Origin of the sequence: Bacillus sp. ISL-51, from assembly GCF_018613535.1 — a bacterium.
GTDB lineage: Bacteria > Bacillota > Bacilli > Bacillales > Bacillaceae > Bacillus.
In genome coordinates this window covers 444,617-460,686 of the sequence record NZ_JAGGQB010000005.1, presented here as the reverse complement: position 1 = coordinate 460,686, position 16,070 = coordinate 444,617, and the positions used below count along the sequence as shown (strand labels likewise).

Sequence of the window (16,070 nt, the reverse complement as noted above, 5' to 3'; positions counted from 1 at the left end):
GGGAATTCAAAGGGAGAGTTCCCTTATTTTCTTTAGTAAGGGGTTTGGAGACGAATGAAAGATTATTGGGTGAAGCTTAATGCAGAGCAGTATGCAAGGGCCTTTGTTTTCTCCTTATTATTGTTATTTATGCTTTTACTTATAACAGGCGGCCAATTACAGTTTAAACAGTATAGTCTATTTTTTGTTCTAAGTATATTTGGCAGTAGTTTTTTATGCTCTCTTTGTGGTGACAAGAATAAGACATACCTCCGCAGCTTGATCCGTTTTTCAGAATCTTGTCAAGAGGAATCAGATGCAGATCAATTAATAAAAGAGCTGACCAATGAAATACAGAGTGTCTTCTCAGGAGAGCAGATTTCTCTTATACACTATGATAAAAAAACATTAGAATTTAAAGAAGAACATATTCAGATCCCTAACAAAAACATTACAAATCTTAAGATAGGAGAAATCAGTGAAACCGTTAGTGGATCAATTCTCTTTATTGGGGAGAAGTATGATACATTTGTTTATATTCTTTTATCAGATAGAGGTTATCCTATAAAGATCCGTGAAAATGAAGCAGATTGGCTGAGAATGCTGGCATTTTGCACAGCATCTGCACTTCAGAACAAATTATTAATCCGGCAAAAAATTGATGAAATCATCATAAGCGATCAATATAAATGTAAGTCGGCTGTACTTTCTAAGGTTTTATTTTCAATTTCAGAGATAGAGAGAACCAAACTTGCACAGGATATTCATGACTCTATCATTCAAGAGCTAATATTTATATGCAGAGAATTAGAGTATCATGTTGGGGAATATAAGGATATTTATTACATAAGAGAAATTTTGTTGGATAATATCCAATATATAAGAGAAAAATGCTTTGATTTAAGACCCCCTTTTTTAATGGAGATGGGACTTCTTAGCAGCATTCAAGTTTTAATTGATAAATATAAAAGTAACCATCAGCTTGATATTGAATTCCTTTTAGATGTAAAAGACGATTCTATTTTTACAGAAGATATAACAATAAACATTTACCGGATTGTTCAAGAACTGCTTATCAATGCTGTAAAACACTCAAAAGCCAATTATATTGTTTTGACAATGATTCAAAAAGAAACAAGTCTTATGTTTGTTTACGAGGATAACGGAATCGGCATTAATTGGAATACAGTGAATACAAAAACAAACAGCTTCGGGTTAACAGGGATCAAAGAACGTATAAACTGTATGAATGGTATTCATAATATAGCATCAGTTGAAAATGAAGGATTGCTGGTAAGGTTTGAAATAAGTACGAAAAATGAATAGGGAGCGCTGCTATGATAAAGATTCTATTAATTGATGATCATATTGGTGTTGCTCAAGGGACAAAAGCCATTCTAGAAAAAAGCGATAGAATGGAAGTAACAATATTGTCTCACAGTAAAGAAGTACTTAATCATCTTAAGCATTACGAGTATGACTTAATTTTACTTGATCTATATATGCCGGAATTAAATGGAATGGAATTGTCAAAAATGATTCTTAGAGAAAGTCCCGATCAAAAAATTATAATTTATACTGGATTTGATATCCCTGCACACTTCAACCTTTTAGTGGAAGTCGGTATTTCCGGTTTCATAAGTAAGTCATCAACGGAAGAGCAAATGATAAAAGTAATTGAATGTGTCATTGAAGGAGATACCATTATTCCTACTCATCTTTTTAAGCAATTAAGAAGGACAGAAGCAAATATGTTCAATATTGATAAGCTTGAAGATAGAATAAGAGATATTACATTAAATGAAAGAGAACAAGATATCTTAGCAGGAGTTGCCGAAGGAATGACAAATCGGGAATTATCGGCTAAGCTGTTAATCAGTCAGAGAGCAGTTGAATACATTCTTACGGGTGTGTACAACAAGCTTGGTGTGAAATCTAGAACAGAGGCACTGATTAAAGCAAATCGATATTCTTTAATCTCTTTGAAAACTATATATGAGTAAATGAATCGGGATTAACAGAATAGTTAATCCCGATTTTTCTTTGTACCGGATAAATAAATGATGCCTCACAATAAATAATATCACTTCGGAAAGGCGCAAAAAAAAAGCGCTTTTCCGAATATGACTTTTCGGTGCCTTACTGGGAAAAGATGTTTATCATAGGATTATAGAAATATATGGATTTAAATCCAATATATTTCAAAAAACATTAAGGGGGAATACTAATGAATGAGAAAATGTATTGTTTTGCCGGGGATTTAAGAGAGGAACTTGAGGAAATTTCTTTAAGTGAATTCAGCGGAGGGGGCGGTGCTGAACAACGAGGGATTTCTCAAGGTAATGATGGTAAGCTTTGTACATTAACTTGGGAATGCGGCCTTTGTCCTACTCACACCTGCTTCTGTTAAAACAAACGCAAAAGTAACAAAAGATTTCCAATGCCCTGGGAGATCCAGTTGTCTCCCTCTTTTTTTAAAGGAGATGAATATCAAATGAATTCGATAACTAATATTCTATTAAGTAAAGAAAAAAAAGCTGCCGCCTCTCACTATAATGGAAATGAAAATCTGCTTGATCGAAACTTGGAATTGATATATAAGAATGATATTCAAATGGCCCAGGAAAGCATTCATAATGTGTTATCCATTCAGTCAATTGATAAAGTGAAAAACTTATATCAAACCCCACTACATAAATCCGCTTTTACAGTCCATGTTTTCGAAAACTTAAAAACAGGGATTGCTCACCAAACTTTTAAGAAAGAGAACGTAAATGAAGAAATCATGTTTCATATTTTTGCCTTAAAAGTGTCTTCTTACTTCGATGAGCTTCTTCAAAAATCAAAATTTTCTTCTTATGATTATCTGCTAGAACAACCAGCATTTCTTCATAATAGTATATCAAATCAATTAGAAAAAACCATTTTAAAAGTATCCTATAGAACACTTGTATTGGATATGAATATGAATCGGGAAAAAGGTCTTTTATCAGGGGAGACCCCTAAAGAAAAATATGATTATTATAATAAAACTCTTTTGGGCAATCCCGAGTACCTTAAAAGCTTTTTTCAACAATATCCAGTTTTATTGAGAGTGATCGGTAATGAATTGAGAAAATTTAAAAAATTCTTGGCGGAATTTATCTCCCGTTTTGAAAAAGACAGGCCTGAACTACTCTCTTCATTTGGTTTTTCAGAACAAGTCAAAATAAGGGACATTGAATTAGGAATGGGTGATTCCCATTCTGATGGGAGAAAGGTAACTAAAATTATATTAAACGAAGGCAAGCTTATTTATAAGCCGAGAAGCTTAGAAATTGATCTGTTATATAAAAAGATAATTGAATTTCTGAATGAGAGAAATAGAGATCATGATATAAAATTGAGCACTCCAAATGTTCTTAGCAGAGACGGATATGGATGGACTGAATTTATATCTTTTAAAGCATGCAATTGTTTAAAAGATATTCAAAGCTTTTATCGGCGCACAGGAGCCCAAATCGGTTTGTTATATGCATTGAAAGCCGTCGATTTTCATTCGGAAAATCTTATTGCCAACGGAAGTTATCCAGTTCTCATTGATTTAGAGTCCTTATTTCATCCCGCATACCAGAAAAAAACGAATGCGATGGACGCTTATGAAAAAGCTGAGACGCAGCTTCATGAATCTGTCAGAGCATTAGGCCTGCTTCCTTTTTTCTTTGCTGGCAAAGCTGATATTAGCGGTATAGGGCGGAAAGGGAAAGCAAAGTCGATCATTAAAGTTCCTCAGCTTAAAAATTTAAAGACAGCAGAAATGTCTGTCAAACGAGACTATGTCGAAATTGATTCAGCTAATAATCACCCTATGCTTGACAATGAATTTGTATACGCAAAAGATTATGTCAAAGAACTGAAACAAGGTTTTTCGAAAATATATATGACAATACTAAAACATGCTTCGGAATTAATTCGCATAATAGAAAAGAATGAAAACAAGATATATGTTCGGTTTATTTCGAAACCGACAATAAAATATTCTGCTTTATTAGAATTAAGTTTCCACCCAAGATTTTTACATAACTCTATTGATAGAGAAATTTTCTTATCTAAAATATGGGAGAGGCCCAAGCGAGAAGATGAATATCAATCCCTTGTTAAATATGAGTTCAATGATTTAATCAATAATGATATCCCTTATTTCAAAGTAAAGCTCAATGAAAAAGATTTACTGAGCTCAAAAAATAAAAAAATTGAGAATTACTTTGCAGAAACACCGGCTCAAAGTGTAAAAGAAAGAATTTCAAATTTAACAAAAGACGATTTAGAGTTTCAGCTTAATGTTATCGAACTGTCAATGCTTGCTTCGGAGGATGACCGACAAATAGTTTTGAAAGAATTTATAACAAAAGAACCCAGCAGATATTTAAATATTTTCAATAGTGACCAAGAGAGTATCTTAATAGAAAAAGCAGAAGAATTGGCAGCTTATATTTATAATCAATCATACAAAGCACATACAGATAAAGGAAGTTCATACTCTTGGCTAAACGCTACTCCTATTGGGGTTGATGAAATTCAATGGAATTTGTCTGTTATGGGTGATACCTTTTATGACGGACTTTCCGGGATGGCCTTCACCTATCTTGCTTTATGGCGCGTCACGAAAAAACAAAAATATCTGGACATGGCAGAAAAAATTATGAATGATGTCGTCTCTCGTTTTATTCATATTGAGATAAAACCGGAGGAAGGCAGCAATATGTCTGTAGGGGCTTTTTCCGGAGTGTCTTCGATTGTATATGCATTAATGAATTTCTATATGTTTACTAAACGCGAAAAATATAAACAGGATGCAAAACAAATAGCTCAGCTTATTCCGCAATTGCTTCCATATGATAAAGAATTGGATATAATCGGTGGAGCAGCAGGGGCTCTTACTGTATTGATACGTTCGTTTGAAATAGAGAATGATACATTCTTTTTATCGTTGGCTGAACAATGCGGTTCATTCTTAATGAAACAAGCTATCTTTCTTGATCAGGATTTTATCACTTGGGAAGGTATTGCAAATAAGCCGTTAACGGGCTTTTCTCATGGAAATGCTGGAATGATATTCGCCCTTCAATTGCTCCAGAAACATTCAGAACATCAAGATATAAGTAAGTATATTCGAAAAGGACTTGCTTTTGAAAATTCCAAAATAGTACACGGTAACTGGATTGACCTGAGAAAACCGGTTAATGAAGAAGCTGCATCTGCTTGGTGTCATGGTTCCCCTGGAATTCTATTAAGCAGATTAGAATTGAAAGATTCAAAACACGCCGACATTGCTGAAGAGGCCAAAAATGATATGAACCAAGCCGTTTCCAATATTTTTTATGACGGTTTTGGCCGAGAGCAAAGCCTATGTCATGGAGACATGGGGAACGCGTTAATATTGATCGAATATGGAAAAAAGACTGGTGAAAGTCAATTTGTAACGATTGGAAAAAATTTAATCGCAGAGAGTGTACAAGACAAAAATATAGGTTTCTATCAATGCGGAGTGGGAAGAGATGTGGAAACACCAAACTTAATGCTGGGTTTAGCAGGGATCTTGTATGGGATGCTCTATGCAGCAGATACCGGATTACCGAATATTCTTAATCTTGAAATAGGTTGTATGAAAAAAACTTATTAGGAGATTTTTATGAAAATTAGTAAAAAAAAACTTCCGGTTATTCTTCAAAGAAATCAATTTGATTGCGGTATTACTTGTTTAGCTATGGTTTTGAGCAGGGCTGAAGGAATAAAAATCAATCCTAACAAATTGAAATTAAATAAAGAAATTATCGGAAGAGACGGCACAGATTTAATTGTAATGAAAAAGATTTCCGAAACATTCGATTATGATTTTAAAGCTTTTCGTACAGACAACTTAAATCAGCTTAAAGAGATAAACAAAATCCATCCGCTAATTGTTCATTGGAATCATAATCATTTTGTAGTTGTCGAATCATTTGGCACGGATACCGTAAAAATTATAGACCCTTCGACTGGCCGACTGACAATCACATTAGAAGAGTTCAAGACGTTTTATAATGGTATTTCTATTATGTTAACTAGAAAGAACGAATTTGAGAGAAAAGATAAAATTGCTGCATCATTAAAAGACGTGTCTTCATTTAAAAAGATCGGAAAATATCTTCTGAAAGATAAAAAATTATTGGGGTTTATTATAATCTTTACCTTTATTTTTCAAGCATTAAACTTAATGACTCCTTTTTTGACTCAATATATCATTGATTCATTTATTAGCGGAGATGAGAAAAGTCTCCCTATACCTATGCTTTTAACGTTTGTTATTGTTTCAATCGTATTATTCTTTAGTCTGTCTTTAATCAGAATGAAATTCATTATCAAACTGCAATTAAAAATTAATAAAAGTATGACTGATAAAATAATCAGTAAAATATTTTCTCTTCCCTTAAAGTTTTTTGAGGCGAATACCGCCGGGGATATTTCGACAAGAATTCATAACATTGCTGTAATTCGCGAAGTCATTTCCAGGCTTGCGTCGACTTTAATATTGGATATCAGTCTTATCTTTGTATTTTTCATTGTAATGTTTGTTTATTCTCCGGTTTTATCTTTTATAGTTTTATCGGGAGCGATGATACAGGTGCTGAGTACTAAATTTTTGCTTCCGAAAATTGAAATGTTTACAAAACAGGAAGTAAACAGTCAATCAAACTTTCAGAGTCAGCTAATCGAAATTTTAAGATCCATGACATTTATAAAAACAATAGGAGAAACAAAGAATATTGAAAGCCAATTAAATTATAATTTTGATCATCAATTAGATTATTTCTCAAAAAGAATGAATTATTCGTCCTTACTGGGTGCGGTCTCCAATGCAATCAATCTATCTTTGCCGTTACTTATTTTAATTGTAGGTACCTGGTCAGCGTCATCCATAGGTTTAACACTTGGAGCAGTAATTGCTTTTTCTAACATTGCCGGACGGTTTATGTCACCGCTTGGATCTATAATTGGCAGTCTCGAATCTATTAAATTAGTCGAAGAAATGGTAGACCGAGTTGAGGCCGTGCTGGATGAAAAAGATGAGGAAGTAAATGATAAAAGCAGTGAACGATTTAACCCGGCTGTTCATAATATCAGCTTGAAAAATATTGACTTCAGCTACAATGGAACTGACTGTATTCTGAATAATGTGAATTTAATGATCCGCCCGCGAGAAAAAATCACATTAATCGGAAAAACCGGAAGCGGAAAGTCTACATTGATTAAAATCATTGCCGGCCTTTATCAAAAAACTGCGGGAGAAATTTGCTATGGTGAATTCAAAATAGAGGACGTAAATATGGTTAAGCTGAGAGAAACATTAGGTTACATTGTTCAAGATGTCAATCTGTTTAATGACACTATTATAAATAATATAAAATATTTTAGTGAAAAAATAACAATGGAAGAAGTTGTGCAAGCTGCAAAAGAAGCATGTATTCATGAGGATATTATAAAAATGCCCATGGGTTACCATACGATAATTGGAGAAAATGGTATTACCTTATCGGGCGGGCAGCGGCAGAGGATCTCAATAGCCAGAGTGTTAGCGAAAAATCCGCAAATTCTCTTTATAGATGAAGGAACAAGCAATTTGGATAAGGATACGGAATTAAATATATTAAATAACATCTACAATAAGGATATAACTGTAATTTCTATTACCCATAGAACGGAATGGCTCGAATTCTCCGAATCTATCTACGAGATTGAAAATGGAAACTTAAAGGCAATAAAGAGCAAATATGAATCTCGGCTGCAGCAGACTAATTAGCTTGAAAGGAGGTGAAATATGAAAAAAAACTTTAGCGCATTGCATGAAACTTCGGAACAAGAATTGAAAGACCTTGTTGGAGGGCAAAACTTAATATCGATAACAACAATTCCATTCACACATCTGTGTGCAACTGTCACAGTAGGCTGCGCATGTCCGCAAAAGCAAATATAAAAATAATCGGAGGGATTTATAATGAAAAAAGAGTTTTTAGCATTGGAACAAATGACTGAAGAAGAATTAAAGGAATTGGCGGGAGGATCGGAGGCAACTCCAATGACGATTACACCGACAACTATCACAATTCCAATATCTTTAGCAGGCTGTCCGACAACTAAATGTGCGTCTATCGTCAGCCCATGTAACGACTGAAAATTTTAAAAAATTAAACTATAGGAGGAATTAAAAATGAAAAAAGATTTCCAAGCACTGACTCCAATGACTGAAGAAGAATTAAAAGATCTTGCAGGGGGTTCAGATGCAGCCCCGATGACGATAACTCCGACAACCATCACAATTCCAATATCGTTGGCAGGCTGTCCGACGACAAAGTGTGCGTCCATCGTCAGCCCATGTAACGACTAAATATATCCGAAAAAGAATATGTATATGCGTACATATTCTTTTTCTTTTTTGTTATTCAAGCAGTCAAGAAATAAATATGGGATGTGATTAATATGAACAAAACACAGAAATCAGATAACCATTATTATAAAAACTCTGTATTAGACATATTTAAAGAAGATGACTATTTTGAAGGTTTTGCAAAGTATTTTATAAATATTTGTAAAACTCGTCTTGTTAAAGAAATGGATAGAATACAATCAGAAAGTCTGGATAAAATGTGTCTTATTGAATCGATATTAATTAATTATAAGAAAAAAATATACCATTTGGCGGAGAAAACACTTATCCATGAGTTTCATCAGACTTTTGATGAGTTTGATGAAAAAAATGAATCTAAAAATTATGATCTATTCTCAGAAAGGCTGAAAAATTCCGCATTTGTTGAAGAAATATTAAATAACTATCCTGTATTGGAAGATTTAATCTCCAGATCCACCTCTGATTTTATACGCTTCACTATATCTATTATTAAACATTGGGTTAATGATTATAAAAACATCCAAAAAAAATTCAATTTTTCGCTCGGAAAAATGAGAAAGATTGAAATGAATGCGGGTGATGTTCATAACGGCGGTAAAAGTGTCGTTATTATAGAATTTGAAAATGATAAACTCGTTTATAAACCCCGTTCACTTAAAATTGATGTTTTTTATGAAAAGGTCATTGATTATGTCAATCAGCATTATCAAACTAATTTAAAAACTCCTTTATCTTTGGATCAAGGTGAGTATGGATGGCAAGAATACGTACAGGCTGAACCTTGCGATAATATTGAACAGGTAAGAAATTATTATTATCAATTTGGAATGCATTTAGGCTTTATTTATGCTTTTCAAGGATCAGATTTTCATTTTGAAAATATAATTGCATGTCGTGACAAACCTGTGTTGGTTGATCTTGAGACTTTGTTTCAAAGCAGCCTTGTTTTTTCTGAAGAGAACAAAGAAAATGTTAATTTGATGGCATCAGCGCAAGTAAATAAAACAATATTAAAATCTGCATTTTTCAACTATATGAGTTTTCCGGAAGATAACGGCTTGACAAATATAGGAGGTTTGATAAATACAGAAAATCAAAAAGGTGAAAAAGAAGAAGTGCTTCATATAAAAACTGATAAAATTTCTATGAGAAAGAAACATTATTTCTTCAAAAGGGGAAGTAACCTTCCTGTTTATAAAAATAAAGTAGCAGAATGCTTTGAATTTGAAAAAGAGTTTATTGAAGGTTTCGAAAGAATATACATTATTTTGAAAAAAGATTTATATATCCCGAACCTCATAAGCAATTTTAGCAATGCCCCTATTAGAATTATTGTCAGACCTACATATGTTTACGCTGCATTTCTTGAAACTCTTCTCCATCCTATGTATTTAAAAGATTATGGAGAAAGGAGAAGAGTTTTATCTTTTATTAAGGATGCCTACACAAAATATGAAGCATTTGATTCCATCAGCCCATTTGAGATCAAGGATATGATGATCGGTGATATACCCTATTTTAATACTTTTATTAGTGAAAAACAGGTTTATTCAAATTCAGTACAAGTGGTGGGTACAGGGATTATGAAAAGAAGCGCTAAACAAGAAGTCTTAACTCGTTTAGCGAATATGTCGGAAGAAGACATGTACCAGCAAGTGAGATTGATAAATATGGCCTTAAGCTCCACAGCAGCTAATTTGGATATCATTTGTACTAATCAAAGTGATGATTTTGTACCTAGGCAATTTAAAAATGAAATACAAATTAAAGAACTGATTCAAATAGAAACAGATTGTATTTTAAAACAAGCAATGGAATCAGAGAATGATCTTCAATGGGTATCAATAGTCTCGGCTCCCAATGGCACTTTATCTGCAGGACCGCTAAGCTTTGGACTGTACGATGGTTTAGCTGGAGTAGGGCTGTATTTTTCAGCTTATAATCTTATATATAATGATGAAAAAATCAAGCCAGTTCTTCGTAAAATAGTTAATTCCATTAATCAAATATATGAGCATAGTATTTATAAAACAAATTTTTCAGCTTTTTACGGATCAAGTTCTTATATCTATTTTGTCAATAAAATGAGAGATACCGGACTTTATTCAGAAAATGAAGTGAACAGGGTGTGTAAAGCATACTTAGAGAAGCTTCGTGAGGAAACCTCCCAAATAAAACATACTGATTTTATCGGCGGACTCGCGGGAATATTAAAGGTTGTGGTTCAACTCGGCAAGCATTATCGGACTGAAATAGTGAAAGATACTGCAAGGGCAGTTTGTACGGAAATATGCAAAAGAGCGATTCAAAACCGAAATGAAGCATATTGGAAATCTGACGCGGATGAGAATATAATTTTAGCAGGGTTTTCTCACGGAATTACTGGAATTTGTTATGCACTATCTGAATATTATGCACATATTGAGCCATCCGAGGAAGTACTCAGACTGATTGAATCAGCTCTCAAATACGAAGATAGATTTTTTGATACTAAAATAAATAAGTGGAAAGATAACAGAAAAAATGGGTCGGATTATTCGTCCCCAATGTGGTGTCATGGGTCTTGCGGTATTCTTCTTGGGAGAAGCAGGATACATGAAAATGTAGATGGGCGTATTCATGTTGGGTATATTAATGAGTCATTAAATGACACATTGCAAAATGGCAATTCCCATCGGCAGGGTTACTCATTGTGTCATGGCACGATGGGCAATATAGATATACTTCATGCTATTAAGGAATTGTCTCTCTTTAAAAATCGCAAACAAGAAATTGAGAATACAATTAATATATGGGTTAACAATTTTAAAGAAACCTTATTGATGCATGGCTGGCAAAATGGAATAAGAAATGATCATTCGGGACTGGGGATGATGTTAGGGAAAACAGGACAATTATTTGCACTATTGAGATCAGTTAATAAAGAAATTCCCACCCCATTGGCTTTAGATTAGCGAACTTTTTCGAAAAGAAAAAAAGCGATCCGTAAAGGACGCTTTTTTTAGATTAATTTCAACCCGCTTATCAAAATAATCGCCGCCATCACAAACTGCAGCGGGCGCGGGGAGAATTTTGGCGAGAAGAAGCTGCCGAGGAGCACGCCGGGAATTGAGCCGAGCAGCAGATTCGCCGCCAGCAAGTAATTGACGCTTCCAAAGCCGGCGTTTAACAGGCCGGCTGCGGTTACGAGCAAAAATGCGTGCGCGATGTCTGTTCCTACAATCTCTGACGTTTTCATTTTAAACAAATACAGCATGGCGATCGCAAATAAAGAGCCGGAACCGATCGATGTCAACCCGACGATGAAGCCGAAAATCACGCCGATAATAATCATAAGTGTCCGTTTCTCTTCAAGCGGCTTTTGCTGCCAGCGGTTCGGGCGCAGTTTTTTATCAAAAAAGAGGCGCAGGATAATGGAGGCCGCGACCAGCGTCAGAACATAGCCGAGAGCGTGTTTAATAATCTGCTCCTGATGCTGATGAAAAGCGGGGAACAGGTGGAGTACGCCGATGGCTATGGATGCGCTGGGCACGCTTCCGATTGCCAAGTATCCTGCAAGCTTGAAATGAACAGTCTTTTGTTTCCAATGAGAAACAACGCCAAACAGTTTGGTGATCGAGTTATATAAAAGATCGGTGCCGACCGCGATAGACGGGTTGATTCCTAAAATAATCAATAAGGGAGTTAAAAGCGCCGCTCCCCCGACACCCGTCAATCCGACCAGCGTTCCGACAATGAAACCCATGAATAAAATGCTTACACTCATCTGAAAGCCTCCTGAATAATCCGACTATTTTTATCAGATTATATATGATTCGAAGGCTATAATCAATTTAATTTTTAGAATTTTTTAATGAATAGAAAAAATCCGCCGCCCAGCGTAATATGACTGGTTTGGCGGATAATCAGGTTATGATTTTTGCTGATAAAACGGAAGATCCGTATGGCCCATTTCTCTGACATATACAAACAAATTCCCTTTATGATGAATCTCATGCTCCATGGCAAGCTGAAGGAGAGCGGCTCCAGTTACATATCTCCCAAAAGAAGCGGTCAGGTCAATTTCGCGGTTCAGCTGCTCATCAGTCAGCTCTGACAAAATGTTTGTCGTTTTTTCTGTGTGCGTTTTCGCCAGTTTTATGAGATCTGTTTCTTCTTCCTTAGGCATGTTTTGGAGCGCTGATCCATTTCCTTCTTTAATGATTGTTGCGAACATGAGGAATGAAGAAAAAATGTGTTTCACAAGTTCTTCAGCAGACATTGATGTCTCTGCAGGTTTGTAATCGTAATGCTCCCGGCTGATTTTTTCCGCCAATTCAATCGTCACGTTTCGATGTGATAAAAAGTGGCTGACCAGTTGATTTTGTGTTGTCATGTGTTTTCCTCCATTTAAAAAGATAAATGCTGTACTGACATGCTATATCAATTGAGAGGGAAGAAACAAGCAAAAAGCCCCGGCTCAGCAGAAAAAACAGCGGCTGAACCTTTGCGGTTAGCCGAAATTCGACAATTGCGGTCTTTTTGCGTTCTTCTTTTTCTTGCAAATATGATAAAATATGACATATCTCGGTCATTCCAAAAGGGGGGATTAATTGAGGATGAAGCAGACTATTCCGTCCTCTTTTGTCGGGCTCAAAATTAATGAATGGTACACCCATATCCGACAGTTTCACGTGCTTGAAGCGGAACGCGTCAAACGTGAAGTAGAGAGAGAAATTGAGGATATGGAAGAAGACCAGGATTTATTGCTGTATTATTCATTAATGGAATTCAGGCACCGTGTTATGCTGGATTACATCAAGCCCTTAAAAGAGGACCCTTCTCAGCCTGAGTTTTCAGAATTATTGGAAGACATTGAAGGCAATCAGTACAAACTGACAGGGTTGCTTGATTACTATTTTAATTTTTTTCGAGGAATGTATGAATTCAAACAAAAAATGTTCTTAAACGCCATGATGTATTACAAACGGGCTGAAAAAAACCTTGCCCTCGTCTCTGACGACATCGAAAAAGCTGAGTTTGCTTTTAAAATGGCCGAGATATTTTACAATCTGAAACAAACCTACGTCTCCATGAGTTACGCCGTTCAAGCGCTTGAAACGTACCAATCGTATGAAACGTACAACGTCCGCAGAATCCAATGTGAATTCGTTATTGCAGGGAATTATGATGACATGCAGTATCCAGAAAGAGCATTGCCCCACTTAGAACTGGCTTTAGATCTTGCAAAAAAAGAAGGCAATCCCCGTCTTATCAGTTCAGCCTTATATAATCTCGGAAACTGTTACGAAAAAATGGGAGACCTCTCTAAAGCAGCCGAATATTTTGAGACATCCGTTTCCATTTGCAAGTCAGAAAAGTTCGATAATCTTCCGCATTCTATTTACTCATTAACACAGGTTCTTTATAAACAAAACACAACTGCAGAAGCAGAGAAGCAATATCGCCTGGGACTGGACATTGCCCGCGAGTACAATGATGAATTGTTTGTAGAGCTGTTTCGATTTTTACATGCGTTATATGGAAAGAAAATGGATAACGCATCCGTCAAGCACACGTTTGATTTTCTGGAAGAACACATGCTGTATCCGTATGTAGAAGAACTGGCGCATGATGCTGCCAAATTCTACATGGAACATGGGCAGCCTGAAAAAGCGCTCACGTTTTATGAGAAAATGGTGCACGCCCAAAAACAAATCCAGAGAGGAGATTGTCTCTATGAAATCTAAATTGTTGTCAGGATTGATGCTTGTTGCTGTCGGGTTCAGCTTTACTCAGGTGATCAGCTATGAAAGCCATTCAGCGGATCAAACGGATGGCACATTCCACATTGCCGCGCGGAACCAAACATAAAATACGTGAAGACCCTTCCTCGAAAGGGTCTTATTTAGTTTCCGCTCTTCTTCTTCCCGTTGAGGCATTTTTATCCAAATATCAAGGCCTTTCTGCTCGGACATCCGTCCTACGAATGCCACCTATTAGTGAAAAAGGCATAAGGAGAGATGAAGAGTGAGTATTGCAGTAAAAAAACGGCTCGTATCTGCGGATAAACACGCATTAAAGTGCCCCAATCCGATGACGCCGGAGTATATTACCATTCATAACACGGCAAATGACGCATCGGCCGCTAATGAAATCAGCTATATGACCGGCAACAGCGAATCAACAAGCTATCATTTTGCTGTCGACGATAAAGAAGTGATTCAAGGAGTGCCCCTGGACCGAAATGCCTGGCATTCGGGAGACGGTACAAACGGTACGGGCAACCGGAAGTCAATTGCTGTAGAAATCTGCTACAGCAAGTCAGGCGGCACACGGTACAGAGCCGCAGAGGAGCTGGCGATTACATTTATCGCACAGCTGCTGAAGGAGCGCGGCTGGGGGATTGATCGGATCAGAAAACATCAGGACTGGAACGGAAAATATTGCCCGCACCGTATTTTGTCCGAGGGCCGCTGGGATGAAGTGAAGGCTGCGATTGAAAAAAAAGTAAACGGGAGTGCCGATATTAAAACGGTCTCGTCTGTGCATAAGGGCTCCGTTTATTACGTCAAAAAAGGCGATACGCTTTCTGGAATAGCCCAAAGCACCGGCGTCAGCTTGAAGACGCTGCAACGTATAAACCATATTCGAAATCCTGATCTGATTAAGATCGGCCAAGCGATCAAGCTTGGTTCTGCGGCTTCATCTGCCGGCCAAACGGGTCACTGGAAGCTCCCAATGGGCATTCTTAAGGTGACAAGCCCTCTGACGAAAGGCAGCGCGGTTCTCCAAGTGCAAGAGGCGCTCTCTTCGCTTTATTTTTATCCCGACAAAGGCGCCAAAAATCATGGAGCTGACGGTGTATACGGAGCGAAAACGGCAAATGCCGTCAAACGGTTCCAATCTGTGACCGGCTTATCAGCTGACGGAATATACGGGCCGAAGACAAAAGCAAAACTGGAAGCAAAGCTCTCTTAACCAAAGGCAAAAGAAAACTATTTTCATTTTGTCCGGTGTAGCGTAAACTGGTGCTGATATGTAAAGGAGAGCACTTGAATATGAACGATATGTATCATCATTTTCATGCGTTACAGGCGGCGGAATCGGAATACCGCATCGTGTGTCGGGAAAAACAAGAGGCAGACCGTATCGTTTTCAGTCCTCATGGGGGCGGAATTGAACCTGGTGTAAGCGAGCTCGTGCGCGCTTTTTCAGACCGCTGCTCCATCTATTTATTTGAGGGTATGAAAAAACGCAATAATCATTTTCTGCACCTGACAAGCACCCGATTTGATGAGCCGATTGCGCTTCGAATGGTTAAGCAGCATGACGCTGCTTTGGCGTTTCACGGCTATCGGGATCTAACAAAAAGGCACACGATTGCCGGCGGTTCAAATATTGCCGGCGCGAAAGCCATTGTTGAAAGTCTCCGTGAGGCGGGATTCAGCGCCGAACTTGCGGCTGAAAGCGGAAGGTTCAAAGGGGCGCATCCGGCCAATATCGTAAATCAAAGCAAAAAAGCATTGGGCATACAGCTTGAATTGAGCACCGCCCAGCGCCGGGCATTTTTCGATCATTTTACATTCGGCGGGCGGCGGTTTTCTAAAAATGGTTGTTTTTTTCGTTATGTGAAAGCAGTAAAACGTGTGTTTTACTGTGAAGATTGATTGCAGGATCTGTCGCC

At 36.9% G+C, this 16,070-nt stretch carries 15 protein-coding genes; 13 read left to right on the top strand and 2 right to left on the bottom strand.

From position 1 onward, the window contains the following. Positions 1-54 precede the first annotated feature (54 nt). The 9 genes from J7E26_RS07125 to J7E26_RS07085 all read left to right on the top strand — a co-directional run bounded on the left by J7E26_RS07125 (position 55) and on the right by J7E26_RS07085 (position 11,358). A complete protein-coding gene (locus J7E26_RS07125) occupies positions 55-1,305 on the top strand; it encodes a sensor histidine kinase (RefSeq protein WP_214801211.1) in 1,251 nt (416 codons plus the stop codon). Positions 1,306-1,316: 11 nt separating this feature from the next. Further along, a complete protein-coding gene (locus tag J7E26_RS07120; protein ID WP_214801213.1) occupies positions 1,317-1,982 on the top strand; it encodes a response regulator transcription factor in 666 nt (221 codons plus the stop codon). A gap of 224 nt (positions 1,983-2,206) precedes the next feature. Continuing rightward, positions 2,207-2,389, top strand: coding sequence for a plantaricin C family lantibiotic (locus tag J7E26_RS07115; protein ID WP_214801216.1), 183 nt, complete (start codon positions 2,207-2,209; stop codon positions 2,387-2,389). Between the two features lie 84 nt (positions 2,390-2,473). Then, the gene (locus tag J7E26_RS07110) at positions 2,474-5,641 is read left to right on the top strand and encodes a type 2 lanthipeptide synthetase LanM family protein (protein WP_214984867.1); all 3,168 of its coding nucleotides are present in this window, start codon (positions 2,474-2,476) and stop codon (positions 5,639-5,641) included. A 9-nt stretch (positions 5,642-5,650) separates the two neighbouring features. Then, complete coding sequence (locus J7E26_RS07105; protein ID WP_214801218.1) at positions 5,651-7,798, top strand: peptidase domain-containing ABC transporter; 2,148 nt, start codon at positions 5,651-5,653, stop codon at positions 7,796-7,798. 18 nt (positions 7,799-7,816) lie between these two features. Further along, positions 7,817-7,972 (top strand): hypothetical protein, encoded by a 156-nt coding sequence (locus J7E26_RS07100; RefSeq protein ID WP_214801220.1) that lies wholly within the window; start codon positions 7,817-7,819, stop codon positions 7,970-7,972. Between the two features lie 21 nt (positions 7,973-7,993). Next, entirely contained in the window at positions 7,994-8,170 is a 177-nt protein-coding gene (locus tag J7E26_RS07095) for a class II lanthipeptide, LchA2/BrtA2 family (protein WP_214801223.1), read from the top strand. A gap of 36 nt (positions 8,171-8,206) precedes the next feature. Further along, positions 8,207-8,383: a class II lanthipeptide, LchA2/BrtA2 family gene (locus tag J7E26_RS07090; RefSeq protein ID WP_214801225.1), complete on the top strand. Its 177-nt coding sequence runs from the start codon at positions 8,207-8,209 to the stop codon at positions 8,381-8,383. 92 nt (positions 8,384-8,475) lie between these two features. Next, positions 8,476-11,358: a type 2 lanthipeptide synthetase LanM family protein gene (locus tag J7E26_RS07085; RefSeq protein WP_214801228.1), complete on the top strand. Its 2,883-nt coding sequence runs from the start codon at positions 8,476-8,478 to the stop codon at positions 11,356-11,358. A gap of 47 nt (positions 11,359-11,405) precedes the next feature. Here J7E26_RS07085 and J7E26_RS07080 read toward each other — a convergent pair whose 3' ends face one another. Together J7E26_RS07080 and J7E26_RS07075 are read right to left on the bottom strand one after the other, a co-directional pair. Beyond that, positions 11,406-12,170: a sulfite exporter TauE/SafE family protein gene (locus J7E26_RS07080; protein ID WP_214801230.1), complete on the bottom strand. Its 765-nt coding sequence runs from the start codon at positions 12,168-12,170 to the stop codon at positions 11,406-11,408. A gap of 144 nt (positions 12,171-12,314) precedes the next feature. Further along, complete coding sequence (locus tag J7E26_RS07075; protein WP_214801235.1) at positions 12,315-12,779, bottom strand: DinB family protein; 465 nt, start codon at positions 12,777-12,779, stop codon at positions 12,315-12,317. A 217-nt stretch (positions 12,780-12,996) separates the two neighbouring features. Between J7E26_RS07075 and J7E26_RS07070 the strand changes: the two genes are divergently transcribed. The 4 genes from J7E26_RS07070 (at position 12,997) to J7E26_RS07055 (ending at position 16,053) form a co-directional block, all read left to right on the top strand. After that, positions 12,997-14,133: a response regulator aspartate phosphatase gene (locus tag J7E26_RS07070; RefSeq protein ID WP_214801238.1), complete on the top strand. Its 1,137-nt coding sequence runs from the start codon at positions 12,997-12,999 to the stop codon at positions 14,131-14,133. Further along, positions 14,123-14,257, top strand: a complete 135-nt coding sequence (locus tag J7E26_RS07065) for a PhrA family phosphatase inhibitor (protein ID WP_214801241.1) — start codon at positions 14,123-14,125, stop codon at positions 14,255-14,257. The genes J7E26_RS07070 and J7E26_RS07065 overlap by 11 nt, the downstream gene beginning before the upstream one ends. A gap of 156 nt (positions 14,258-14,413) precedes the next feature. Continuing rightward, entirely contained in the window at positions 14,414-15,364 is a 951-nt protein-coding gene (locus J7E26_RS07060; protein ID WP_214801243.1) for an N-acetylmuramoyl-L-alanine amidase, read from the top strand. Between the two features lie 80 nt (positions 15,365-15,444). Then, positions 15,445-16,053, top strand: coding sequence for a poly-gamma-glutamate hydrolase family protein (locus J7E26_RS07055; RefSeq protein ID WP_214813217.1), 609 nt, complete (start codon positions 15,445-15,447; stop codon positions 16,051-16,053). Positions 16,054-16,070 lie beyond the last annotated feature (17 nt).

Excerpts from the sequence above, each read along its gene's own strand:
- J7E26_RS07125 (WP_214801211.1), top strand. The coding sequence starts at position 55 with ATGAAAGATTATTGGGTGAAGCTTAATGCAGAGCAGTATGCAAGGGCC.
- J7E26_RS07120 (WP_214801213.1), top strand. The coding sequence starts at position 1,317 with ATGATAAAGATTCTATTAATTGATGATCATATTGGTGTTGCTCAAGGG.
- J7E26_RS07115 (WP_214801216.1), top strand. The coding sequence starts at position 2,207 with ATGAATGAGAAAATGTATTGTTTTGCCGGGGATTTAAGAGAGGAACTT.
- J7E26_RS07110 (WP_214984867.1), top strand. The coding sequence starts at position 2,474 with ATGAATTCGATAACTAATATTCTATTAAGTAAAGAAAAAAAAGCTGCC.
- J7E26_RS07105 (WP_214801218.1), top strand. The coding sequence starts at position 5,651 with ATGAAAATTAGTAAAAAAAAACTTCCGGTTATTCTTCAAAGAAATCAA.
- J7E26_RS07100 (WP_214801220.1), top strand. The coding sequence starts at position 7,817 with ATGAAAAAAAACTTTAGCGCATTGCATGAAACTTCGGAACAAGAATTG.
- J7E26_RS07095 (WP_214801223.1), top strand. The coding sequence starts at position 7,994 with ATGAAAAAAGAGTTTTTAGCATTGGAACAAATGACTGAAGAAGAATTA.
- J7E26_RS07090 (WP_214801225.1), top strand. The coding sequence starts at position 8,207 with ATGAAAAAAGATTTCCAAGCACTGACTCCAATGACTGAAGAAGAATTA.
- J7E26_RS07085 (WP_214801228.1), top strand. The coding sequence starts at position 8,476 with ATGAACAAAACACAGAAATCAGATAACCATTATTATAAAAACTCTGTA.
- J7E26_RS07080 (WP_214801230.1), bottom strand. The coding sequence starts at position 12,170 with ATGAGTGTAAGCATTTTATTCATGGGTTTCATTGTCGGAACGCTGGTC.
- J7E26_RS07075 (WP_214801235.1), bottom strand. The coding sequence starts at position 12,779 with ATGACAACACAAAATCAACTGGTCAGCCACTTTTTATCACATCGAAAC.
- J7E26_RS07065 (WP_214801241.1), top strand. The coding sequence starts at position 14,123 with ATGAAATCTAAATTGTTGTCAGGATTGATGCTTGTTGCTGTCGGGTTC.
- J7E26_RS07055 (WP_214813217.1), top strand. The coding sequence starts at position 15,445 with ATGAACGATATGTATCATCATTTTCATGCGTTACAGGCGGCGGAATCG.